The sequence below is a fragment of the Kribbella qitaiheensis genome (genome assembly GCF_042657745.1).
In the GTDB taxonomy this organism is placed as follows: domain Bacteria; phylum Actinomycetota; class Actinomycetes; order Propionibacteriales; family Kribbellaceae; genus Kribbella; species Kribbella qitaiheensis.
In genome coordinates this window covers 117,333-128,042 of the sequence record NZ_JBHSKE010000048.1, presented here as the reverse complement: position 1 = coordinate 128,042, position 10,710 = coordinate 117,333, and the positions used below count along the sequence as shown (strand labels likewise).

The 10,710-nt window shown below is 67.0% G+C and carries 10 protein-coding genes and 1 tRNA gene; 5 read left to right on the top strand and 6 right to left on the bottom strand.

Features of this window, described 5'->3' with window-relative positions; all coding sequences use genetic code 11:
- Nucleotides 1-160 precede the first annotated feature (160 nt).
- On the bottom strand, nucleotides 161-1,297 hold the full coding sequence (locus tag ACFPJ1_RS29485) for a hypothetical protein (RefSeq protein WP_380108832.1): 1,137 nt from the start codon (nucleotides 1,295-1,297) through the stop codon (nucleotides 161-163).
- 655 nt (nucleotides 1,298-1,952) lie between these two features.
- Nucleotides 1,953-2,035 (bottom strand) — tRNA-Tyr (locus ACFPJ1_RS29480).
- Between the two features lie 81 nt (nucleotides 2,036-2,116).
- Here ACFPJ1_RS29480 and ACFPJ1_RS29475 point away from each other — a divergent pair.
- Both ACFPJ1_RS29475 and ACFPJ1_RS29470 read left to right on the top strand, forming a co-directional pair.
- The gene (locus ACFPJ1_RS29475; protein ID WP_380108831.1) at nucleotides 2,117-2,608 is read left to right on the top strand and encodes a YajQ family cyclic di-GMP-binding protein; all 492 of its coding nucleotides are present in this window, start codon (nucleotides 2,117-2,119) and stop codon (nucleotides 2,606-2,608) included.
- Nucleotides 2,609-2,747: 139 nt separating this feature from the next.
- Entirely contained in the window at nucleotides 2,748-3,719 is a 972-nt protein-coding gene (locus tag ACFPJ1_RS29470) for a phosphotransferase enzyme family protein (RefSeq protein WP_380108830.1), read from the top strand.
- On the opposite strand, the gene ACFPJ1_RS29465 is transcribed toward ACFPJ1_RS29470, so the two are convergent.
- Nucleotides 3,705-4,442: a hypothetical protein gene (locus ACFPJ1_RS29465; RefSeq protein WP_380108829.1), complete on the bottom strand. Its 738-nt coding sequence runs from the start codon at nucleotides 4,440-4,442 to the stop codon at nucleotides 3,705-3,707. The genes ACFPJ1_RS29470 and ACFPJ1_RS29465 overlap by 15 nt on opposite strands.
- A gap of 10 nt (nucleotides 4,443-4,452) precedes the next feature.
- Nucleotides 4,453-5,250 carry an AraC family transcriptional regulator gene (locus ACFPJ1_RS29460; protein ID WP_380108827.1) on the bottom strand — a complete coding sequence of 266 codons (798 nt, stop codon included), beginning with the start codon at nucleotides 5,248-5,250 and terminating at the stop codon, nucleotides 4,453-4,455.
- A gap of 111 nt (nucleotides 5,251-5,361) precedes the next feature.
- On the opposite strand from ACFPJ1_RS29460, the gene ACFPJ1_RS29455 reads away from it, so the two are divergent.
- Nucleotides 5,362-6,225, top strand: coding sequence for a phytanoyl-CoA dioxygenase family protein (locus tag ACFPJ1_RS29455; protein ID WP_380108825.1), 864 nt, complete (start codon nucleotides 5,362-5,364; stop codon nucleotides 6,223-6,225).
- Nucleotides 6,222-6,521, top strand: coding sequence for a hypothetical protein (locus ACFPJ1_RS29450; RefSeq protein ID WP_380108823.1), 300 nt, complete (start codon nucleotides 6,222-6,224; stop codon nucleotides 6,519-6,521). The genes ACFPJ1_RS29455 and ACFPJ1_RS29450 overlap by 4 nt, the downstream gene beginning before the upstream one ends.
- A 3-nt stretch (nucleotides 6,522-6,524) precedes the next feature.
- Here the strand turns inward: ACFPJ1_RS29450 and ACFPJ1_RS29445 are convergent, their stop codons facing one another.
- Complete coding sequence (locus ACFPJ1_RS29445) at nucleotides 6,525-8,060, bottom strand: HD domain-containing phosphohydrolase (RefSeq protein ID WP_380108822.1); 1,536 nt, start codon at nucleotides 8,058-8,060, stop codon at nucleotides 6,525-6,527.
- A gap of 112 nt (nucleotides 8,061-8,172) precedes the next feature.
- Between ACFPJ1_RS29445 and ACFPJ1_RS29440 the strand changes: the two genes are divergently transcribed.
- On the top strand, nucleotides 8,173-9,348 hold the full coding sequence (locus tag ACFPJ1_RS29440; RefSeq protein WP_380108820.1) for an MFS transporter: 1,176 nt from the start codon (nucleotides 8,173-8,175) through the stop codon (nucleotides 9,346-9,348).
- On the opposite strand, the gene ACFPJ1_RS29435 is transcribed toward ACFPJ1_RS29440, so the two are convergent.
- Nucleotides 9,337-10,707, bottom strand: coding sequence for a glycoside hydrolase family 32 protein (locus tag ACFPJ1_RS29435; RefSeq protein ID WP_380108819.1), 1,371 nt, complete (start codon nucleotides 10,705-10,707; stop codon nucleotides 9,337-9,339). The two genes, ACFPJ1_RS29440 and ACFPJ1_RS29435, sit on opposite strands and share 12 nt — an antisense overlap.
- Between the last annotated feature and the right edge of the window lie 3 nt (nucleotides 10,708-10,710).

Here is a 10,710-nt window from a genome sequence, read left to right as displayed (position 1 = left end):
GGCTCAGGGCGCAAGCTACATCACCAGCGCTGGTGCGGGATCATCGAGCAAGTCCGGTTCACCGAAGCGCCTGTACCAGGACTGCCTGATTCCGTGGCTTCGATGTACAGCCGGACAGCGCTGCTGTCCGAATCACCGACGAACCTCGAACCGGTTATCTTCATGACCGAGCATCTGGCGGTGCAATCCGCCGTTGCCGTTCTCGCGTGACCCCCACCTGCTCTTCATTCGGTAACGCCCGCGGTAGCCACAACCCCGAGCTCGCCTGTGCCCAATGAGGCGAAAGCGGCACCGAAGAACTGGATATATCATTCCTGTCCTCAACAGGCTTCACCGCAACCCCGGACGCGTCGATTGATTGCGCAACGGCCGGAGGGCGTTCGTCAAGATACACAATCAGCGTCAGAACTAGGATTACCGCAAGTTCGATTGCCAAAACCCTGTCCAGAAGCGTTATTGACGAGACATTCGCTGGCGTCAATACCTGCCTTAGTGCGAGAAGCGCAAGAAGAGCAGAAGCAAGCTCAAGCGGACTGGTCGCGTCGCCAGGCGAGAGGCGATGCCGGCGCGTTAATGACTTGCTAGCGAAGGCCAACGCAATGAGAAGCGGCAGACCGGCAACTGTCATGAGGTAGATAATAGTTGACAGAGGGCGAGATACTCTGAGATAGATGCTGGGCGAATCGAATGAACTCCCTGCCGAACCTCGTGAACTGAAGTCTATCTGTCGAACACTCCAGTCGGATGCGCCGTTCCCTGTGGAAAGACTGAGATAGACAGGATATCCACGTGTCTCCCCGGATTCATTTATGACTGAAAAGTCGCCTGATCCGACCACATCGAGGAATCCAGCTAGTTCATAGCTGTCCCATGGGAAGGAACTTTGATTTCCGTATGTTTCGAAACGAATGTTAGCGGGTCTTGACGACCATGCATCAACGCGATCATCCGAGGCATCGGCGAGCATCGGCACGAACTCCAGCTCCGATGTTTGACTTCCAGTCCTGAAACCCACTTTCACCTTCGAGTCGCCAGGGCTCGATACTCTTTCGCGTGGAACCAGAATGTCGACTTGGACCGTCGCAAGGATCGTGCTGGAACTCGGCTCAACATCATTGAAGGTGACCTCCAAGTACACCCCCACGGACGCAGCTTCATCCGGATACTCCCTGTAGATCCCCAATGCGGGAGGGAAAATGTAGGCGTACAGCCCGCTGACGGCGATCGCAGCCGTCACGATCGCAGCGGCGAACAACAGTAATCGTCGAATTCGGCCTGTCGCGCGGGGACGACTCATGGAGGGAGTCTAGGTGAAGGTGTCGATCGTGTTTTCCGACTTGGTTTCGATATGCGAACGGTGGCGAGCGGCGCCGGGCCGCAGCAGAACCGACTCACACACCAGCCCACTACCGCCGCTCCGACTCCAGTGTCCCGAGGTGGGGCAGATTTGTCGCGCCCGGCGGCGGACGCCGGCCGCCGGCCGACCGGATCTACGTCGGCGGCGACATCGTGCTCACGAGCATCACTTCGGACGGCCTGGTCAGCATCGGCCGGATTCACCCGGTTCGAGGACAACGACGAGCAGTGGACCGACATATGCATCCTCATGGCCACCTCCCACCGAGGAACAACCCCACACCTCAGCCAGAGTGACTCTCGCCAGTTCCACGTGGGGCCTTTGACCACAGCGGTGATGAAGCTCCGGACTGTGGGTCGCTCCCCTCGTCGAAGGCCGCAACTACGGCCAGCCGAGGCAGGACTTCAGTCCCAATGTGCCTCCCAGGACCAGCAGCGCCACGCGGCCAGCCCTCTGGCGGCCCTCGGCGTAGCAAACTTCCGCACGCATTCCGCACGGACGGCCGTAGAGAGTCGGTTACGGCCGGACACAGCCGGACACGACAAAACCGCCCCTGACCTGCGTTTTCGCAGGTCAGGGGCGGTTTCAGTCCCTGTGGCAGGTGCAGGGTTCGAACCTGCGTAGGCATAAGCCGACAGATTTACAGTCTGCTCCCTTTGGCCGCTCGGGCAACCTGCCAGGGTGATGCTGCTCCGAGGAGCGGCGTGAGAGACGATACAACAGACAGTGCCCCTGACAGCAAATCGGAAAGGAACTGCCATGGCTTCGGAGTCCTCCTTCGACATCGTGAACAAGGTCGATCACCAGGAGGTGGACAACGCCGTCAACCAGGCGGCGAAGGAGATCAGCCAGCGGTTCGACTTCAAGAACGTGGACGCGGGCGTCAAGTGGTCTGGTGAGACGATCGACATGCAGGCGAACACCGAGGAGCGGGTGAACGCCGTCCTCGACGTGCTCAAGGACAAGCTGGTCAAGCGGCAGATCTCGCTCAAGGGCCTGGAGGCCGACGAGCCGAAGCTGTCCGGCAAGATCTACAAGATCAACGCCACGATCAGCGCCGGCATCACCCAGGAGAACGCCAAGAAGCTCTCCAAGCTGATCCGCGACGAGGGCCCGAAGGGCGTCAAGGCGCAGATCCAGGGCGACGAACTCCGGGTGTCCAGCAAGAGCCGGGACGACCTGCAGGCGGTCCAGGCGCTCATCAAAGGCGAGGACCTCGACTTCGCGGTCCAGTTCGTCAACTACCGCTGACCCGCCCGTACTGCGAACCGCCGTACTGCGAACGCGGCCAGGGGCAACCTCCGCCCAGGAAGCCCCGGCCCCGGCAGCTCTCAAGCATCAGCGGATAACTCGCTCGCCGGGTGACGTGGAAAGCGGCATCCTGGGGCGGGTGACGGACTTCGTGCGATGGGTGGCCGACGACTTCGGCGTGGGACTGGCCGACCTGAAGCCGGTCCACCACGGCGCGGACGTGGCTGCCGAGGTCTTGCAGGCCTCGACCCCCACAGGCGAGCAGTACGCGCTCAAGTGGAGCGGCGGCGGTACCGACGTAGCTCCGAAGGTCACGGCGTTCCTGGTCGACTCCGGAGTCCAGGGCATCCCGGGACCACTCAGAACCCGCACCGGCGAGCTCTGGAGCGTCCGGGACGGCAAACGCCTCTCCCTGGCCCCGTGGATCACCGGAGACCGTGCGGCCGACACTGGCCTCACCACGGACCAGTGGACCTCGTACGGCGCTCTGCTGGCTGAGGTCCACGCCATCGAGCCACCGGCGGCCCTGGCAGCCGCAATGCCCCGGCTGAACCCCATCAACGCCCGCATGCCGGCACTCGCTCAGTCCCTGGGTGAGAGGTTCAGCACTGTAGAACCGCAGGACGACCTAGAGGCCGAAGTCGCCGCGACCTGGCGGGAGCACCAGCAGACCATCGCGCGGATCGTCGAGCTGACCCAAGAGCTCGCAGCACGGGATCTAGGCGGTACTGCGGTCATCTGCCACGCTGACCCGCACCTGGGCAACATCCTGGTCGCTCCCGAGCAACTGCACCTGATCGACTGGGACGACGTAGTACTCGCGCCGGTCGAGCAGGACCTGCTGTTCATGCTCGGCGGAATGCGCTCCGTCGGTCCCACCACACAGGCCGAGGAGGACTCGTTCTTCAAGGGCTACGGCCCGGTCACCCTCGATCACACCCGCCTCACCTACTACCGAGCCGCCCGAGCCCTGGAAGACATCGCCCTCTGGGCCCAGCAAGCCCTGACCGGTCCCGACCGCGAAACCTGTCTCCACATCCTCCGCGGAAACCTCGGCCCGGACAGTCTCACCGCTCGGGCTCTCGGGCGAGCTGATTCAGGCGTGACGTAGCCAGATGTTGGGCTCGCGGTAGATGCCCTGGTCGGCCTCGCGGTCGACCTCCAGCACGGTCAGTCCATCGGGGATCACATAGGTACCACTGGACGGCAGTGCGAGCCCGGTCCACTTCTCCCACTCCTCGACCGTGCCGGTCATGGTCTGGGACACCGGAGCCGGCGCTAGCAACCGAGCGCCGAGGCGAACGTGCGTCCGCAGCCACGGATCCAGCGGCAGCCCGTCAGGCCGGGTCCACGTCATGAACTCGGCGATATCGGTCAGCGGATACCGTGCCTTCAACGTCGGCCGCACCGGAGCGATCATCCGCGTCAGCCCAGCCAGAGCCGCCTGTTCCTTCACCGCCGTGATCACCCGGCCGGCATGCCCCTTGCCCTGCTCGTCGTTGCGCACCGCCGCGGCCATCAGCACGAACGTGTCCGGCACCACACCGGCCTCCCGAGACTCGACAGCCCGCCCCAGCGCATCCGTGAACCCACCGGGCAGGTCCGAAACCGTCTCGTCCCACGCGATCGGCACACCCCAGCACCCGCCGATCAGCCGCCGGTCCTCGACCGAGACCAGGTAGAACTCCCAGTCGAGGAAGTACGACCGCCGCCGCTCGCGGTAAACCTTCACCCCGGCATCGTGGAAGATGAACTCCGGCCACTCCTCCACGAACCGCTTTTCCGCTTCTTCTTCCAGTTCGGGCGCGGTGGCCACCGGGATCAGCTCATACATGCGGCGAACCCTAGACGGCCCGCCCACCACCGGCCACCGTGTTTCCGGCCCGTACTACGCGAGGCGGTCCGCCGAGTTCCCGGTGGCACGCCTTGTTGAAGGCGTGCAGGTCGGGGATGCCGACCGACGCGGCGACCGCCGGGATCGACAAGGTCGACGAGACGAGCAGGTGGCGAGCCCGGGTCATCCGCCGCTGCCGGATGTACGCGACCACCGTCATCCCCGTCTCCGCCCGGAACAACCGCGTCAGGTGGTTGTGCGACACCCCCGCGGCAGCCGCCAGCGAGGGCACGGTCAGCGGCCGCGCCAGGTTCGCCTCGATGTACGCGATCGCCGCCGACACGGCCGAGTGTCCGGCAACCGCCCCACCCTCGGTGAGTGGAGCCGACAGCTGCGCCACCCGCCACAACGCCGCCCACACCTCGGACACCACCCGGGCCGAGCCGCTAGGCGATGCCCCGATCGCCGAGCGGAGCATGTCGGACAGCGCAGGCGCCGCAGTACCGGCGTCCTGCACGACCGGCACGTATGACGGCTCGCCGATCGGGCGCGGGCGGAAGTGGACGTACAGGTGCTCCGAGCGCCCGCGATAGTCGAACTGCACCTGTACTCCGGCCGGCGTCAGGCTGACCGATCCCGGCGCGACCGGGTACGTCGTCCCGCTCACGGTCAGGTCCGCGGAGTACCCATACAGGTGGAACTGCCACAGGTCTGGCAGCCGGAAGATGTCCCGCGGCCCCCGCACCCCGTGCACCCCCACCCCGACGTTCACGACCTCGGGCGGCTCGGCCAGGTGCAACGGAATCATGGTGAGAAATTACCACCAGTGGTGAACTCAACCCACGCGAAACAAGAGCATCGAAACCTAACCTGGACGAGTAGTGACCACCAAGGCCCAGTCGCCCCGAGAGGGAGAGACATGACCCAACCGCATCGCAAGAACCTGCTCACCTCGGTCCAGATGGCGCAGTTCGTCGCCACCGGTTCGTTCCGGATGGACGCCGTCGTCCCCGACGAGATGAACCAGCAGGCGCTCGACGTCCTGAAGGCCGGCATCCCCGGCGTCCCCTACGGCACCCCGCTGTCCGAGGCGTTCCAGGACAGCGAGTTCGTCCAGCGGCTGGTACAACTGCCCGAGATCGCCGGCGCCATCCACAGCCTGGTCGGGCCCGAGCCGACCGTCGACCACCACGCGGTCCACATCCGCAAGGCGCACGAGGGCGAGGCGCAGAACCTGCACGGTGACGCGATCATCGACGTCCGCGAGGACGCCTTCGACGTGCAACTCATGTACTACCCGCAGGAGGTGACGCTCGAGATGGGCGGCACCCTCAGCGTGCCCGGCAGCCACCTGCGCCGGACGAACGAGTCCGACACCGGCCGGTACCAGAACCTGCTCGGCCAGACCCGGCTCACCTGCCCGGCCGGGACTGTCGTGCTCCTGCACCACGGCATCTGGCACGGCGGCCGCAAGAACGACAGCGCCGTCGACCGCTACATGTTCAAGATCCGCTTCAACCCGACCGTCCGCCAGGTCCGGCTGTGGAACACCGACGACCTGTACGACGAGCAGGTGGCCACGGAGCTCGGCCAGTACTTCCCCTGGTACGAGAACGCCACCGGCCGGCTGGAGATCTACAACCGGGTCAAGCTGTGGCAGGCGATCACCGGCGACGACACCTACGACCCGGACTACTGGGTGACCCGGGTGTCGAACCGCCCGCGCCGCGTGGTCGCGCAGCGCAGCCTCAACCCACACGCCGCGAAGAAGGAGATGGCATGACCACCGCTGCCGTTCAGCAGACCGTCCGCCAGCAGGTCCTGGTGCTCTACCTGGCCTCGTCCGCGCTGGACTCCCGCACGGTCGGCTGGTCGACGTACGACGGGACCGGCGAGACCTCACCGACCACGGGCGACTCCGACGTCCCGCCGTACGCGAGCGGGCTGGAGGCGCTCAAGGACGGCTGGCGCCTCTTCCAGGCCGCCCAACTGCTCCCGCCGCAGCCGGGCCACGAGTACGACGTGTCGTTCCTCAAGCACGAGTTCTTCTTCGAGAAGCTGGTCCCTGTCACGGCGTGACCGTCACGGCGTGAACAGGCCGTGGCGCATCGCGAACAGTGCGGCGGCAGCCCGGGTGGAGACCCCGATCTTGCCGTAGATGTGCTGCACGTGATGCTCCGCGGTACGGGGTGAGATCACCAACTCGCGCGCGATCTCGGCGTTGGACCGGCCCAGGGCGAGCAAGCGCAGTACTTCGACCTCGCGCTCGCTGAGGCCGGCAGGATGACTCGACAGGCGGCCGGGCACTCGTTGCCCGGCCGCTTCGAGCACGGCCCGCGCACAGTCCCCGTCGAGGCGCCCGGCAGCCACCTCAGCCCGTACTGCGTCCGCCGCCGCCTCGGGTGGCAGCGCCGCCCGGTGCGGGCGCTCTTGTGTCAGCGCCTGGAACACGTCCGCCACGGCCAGCAGGCGAGCCGCGGGCGGCAGGTCACTCGACTTGGCCTGCCGGGGGTAGCCGCTCCCGTCGAGCCGCTCGTGGTGGAGCCCGGCCAGCGTCGCCACCGGCTCGAGTGCGGTGGAGCGAGCCAGGATCCGCTCCGAGTGGTAGGGATGCAGGCGCACCTGCTCCCAGTCACCCCGGCGCAGCTCACCCGACCTCTCCCAGACACCAGTGGGCACCGCGATCCGGCCCAGGTCGTGGAGGTAAGCGGCCTGTTTCACCAGGGGCCGCTCGTCGTCATCCAGCAGCCGCTCACCGGCCTGCTCCACCAATTCCGCGACCCCGGTCGAGTGCCCGAACAGATACGGCGACTTGAGGTCCACGAAGTACGCGAACGCGCGCGCGACGTCGTCTACTCGGTCGGCCGCGATCGTCCAGCACGGTTGCGGTTCCGCGGCGAGCGCTTCCTCCCAGACGTCACTGGTCTCCAGATCCCCCACGAGGTCCGGTTTGAAGGCCGCGACCACGTGCGGGTCGAGCCAGCCTGCTTGCCGCTTGCGCAGCATCTTCTCGGCGAGTTCCGGCCCACCGAGGCCGGTGAAGATCACCGCCTGGGTGGAGACCTCGGCGATCCGGGTCGCGATGCCGATCTCCTCACCCGCCAGACGTCTCGGCGCACCGGTGCCGTCCCAGCGTTCCAGGTTCTGGTAGAGCGCATCGGCCACCGCCGAGCCGAGATGGAGTCCCTCGGCGAGCATGCTGCCGACCTCACAGATCGCGAGCAGCACCTGCGCCTCACCGGACTTCCCGGCCGACAGCGTGCGAGCGACGTACTGGAGCCGGCGGATGCCGCTGCCCTGGCCGACGTGCGTCAGGAGGGTGAGTGACTCGCGCTTGCTCGCCGGATCGGTCCGTTCCATCAGTGGGCGGAGCCGGGCCACGCCCGGGCCCATCATGCGGGCCTCTTCATGGGTGGTGGCTGTGCAGCCGAGGTGGCGGAGCAGGGTCGTGTAGTAGACGGTCCGCTGGTCGACCAGCGGCAGTCCGAGGGACTGCGCCAGTCGCATCGCCACGAGGCAACTGCGGAGCGACTTCTCCGGTGGCTGGGCCATGGCGAGGTCCAGCGTCACCGACAGCGCGCAGAGCAGGTCTGCGAGCCGCAGGTCGTCGCGCGCCATCTAGCCCCCTCCCCGGCGACCTGCGAGATGGGCAGAACTACCGATGCCCCGGCAGGCGCCGTACAGCCATTGTGATCCTCGAACGCCCGTTTCGGACCGCCGGAGGCAGCTCATGAGCCGGACAGCATTAGCCAGACCCCGTCTCGTCACACCGCAGTTCGCACTGCTCGGGCTGGCCGCGCTCGCCTACTTCTTCGCAGACGGACTGTTGGTGCCCACCGTGCCGCTCTATGTGACCGGACCGCTGGCCGGCGGCGACGTGGGCGTGGGGATCGCAGTCGGCGCGTTCAGCCTGTCAGCGCTCGTACTGCGCCCGTGGGCCGGGCGGCTGGCCGACAGGCGCGGCAGGTCGGTGGTGATGGTCGGAGGCGGCCTCGTCTTCGCAGCGTCTGTCGCCTGCTACAGCATCGCGGACAGCCTCGTGGTGCTCGTCGTACTGCGGCTGCTGACCGGCATCGGCGAGGCCTTCTTCTTCGTCGGCGCGGTGACCGCGATGAGCGACCTGGCGCCGGCGGAACGTCGAGGCGAGGCGATCAGCCTGTTCTCCCTCTCCCTGTACGCCGGGCTCGCGGTCGGCCCGCCGATCGGGGAGGCGGTGGTCGCGGCCATCGGCTTCGCCACGGTCTGGGTGATCTCGAGCGGCGCGGCGGCACTGGCCGTAGTACTCGCTCTGAAGGTCGGGGACACCCGTGAGCCGGGGCCGGCCGAGTCCGGAGTACGGCTGCTGCATCCGGCCGCGGTGGTACCTGCCTTGCTGCTCCTCGCGTTGGTGTGGGGCATGGCCGGGTTCCTGGCGTTCGTGCCGCTCTATGCGCTGGACCTCGGGCTGCCGGGGGCGGGGATCTTCATGTTCGTGTTCGCGGCCATCGTGATCCTGATCCGCAGTGTTGGTGCACGGATTCCGGACCGGTTGGGCGCGGAGCGGAGTGTTCGGCTGGCGCTGCTGTGCGCGGCGGCCGGGCTGACGATCATCGGGGGCTGGCGAGCCGTGCCGGGGTTGGCGCTCGGGACGGTCGTGCTCGGTGTCGGTGTCGCGCTCGGGACGCCCGCGATCATGATGCTGGCGCTGCAGGATGTGCCTGTGGCCGAAAGAGGTGCCGTGATGGGCACGGTCAGCATGAGCCTCGACCTGGCACTCGGTCTCGGCCCGGCGACCTTCGGACTCGTCGCCGCCGGCCTCGACCGCGGTACCGGGTTCCTGGCCGCGGCCTTAGTCGCCGGATCAGGTCTTGCCCTCGCCGCGCGAGGCTTGCCGAGAGCGAGACCTGTCGCGGCACTAGGCCGGTAGGCCCTCATTCCAGATCGACCCGAGCCGGTGCAGTGTCAGCGACTTCAGCATCAACGGTCCGTCGGTGACCAACTGGAGTCCGTGACCACCGTCGAAGTCGACGTTGAGGCACTCGTAGAACGCGCCGTCCGCGGCGAAGATGTCGAGCTGACCTCGGTCGACGAGCAGCCTTAGCGACAGGGTCCCGTCCGGCGCGACCGGCAGGTCGTAGCCGTCCAACTGCCCTGACCCGAGGTCGTAGCGGACGGACCGCCCGTCGGCGGTCCCGAGCCGGAAGGTGAACGCCGTGGCCTGCGAGGCACTGAGGTCGAAGCTGGCCTCGAGCTCGTAGGTGTCGGCGACCTCGGCCGCTAGCAGGTCCAGGGCCGCGTCTGGCGACAACAGAGCCGCCCCCCACGTCTTGGTCGAGCTGCGCAGGAGGCGGATCTCGTCGATCGGTTCGCTGTGGATCCGTGGGCCGTCGGGGGTGCTCACGAGCCGCTGCTGCACCGGGAAGCTGGCGTTGCCGGTCCAGCTCGAGCCCTGGTTGCCGCCCTGCCAGGCCAGGGTGACAACCCGGTCATCTGGCAGGTTCTGGAACGACTGGGCGGCGTAGTAGTCGCTCCCAGCGCCGCCGGTGTTCCGGGCGATGGTGCTCGGCTCCTGCCAGGAGGTCCGGAACTCCCGGCCGTCGAAGTCGCCGACGACGTACGAGCCGCGCGCGTCCCGCAGTACATAGGTCACGTCGCCGTCCAGCCCCATCGGGGTGAAGTCCGGGCACTCGAACAACCAGCCGGCCGCGAACCGGCTGACCCGCTCCCAGTCGCGCAGGTCGACGGACACGAAGAAGTCCACACCGTTGCCGTCGGCATCGGACCAGACCACCATCACCCAGCGCCCACTCGGCTCGTGCCAGCAGACCTTCGGGTCCCGGCTCTCGGACCCGCTCGGCCGCGCCACCACCCGGCCGTCGTCGTACGCCGTGAAGGTGCTGCCGCCGTCGAGGCTGTAGAGCATCCGCACCCCCTGGGTGCCGGAGAAGACCACGATGGGGTCGTGCGAGCCGTTCTTGAGCCCGGACGTGTTGCGAATGTCGACCACTCCCCCGCCGGACCACAGGTCGCCGGGGTGGATCCTCGGATCGAGCGCGATCGGCTGCTGCCGCCAGTGGATCAGGTCGGGGCTGGTGGCGTGACCCCAGTGCATCGTGTCCCAGGCCAGGCCGTACGGGTTGTGCTGGTAGTAGAGGTGGTAGGTGCCGCGGTAGTACAGCAACCCGTTGGGATCGTTCATCCACCCGCTCTGGGAGCTGAAGTGGAACTGGCCGCGGTTGACCTCCTGGTAGTCGGTGTCGGCGTAGGGGAAGTCCGGCTGCGCCACGGG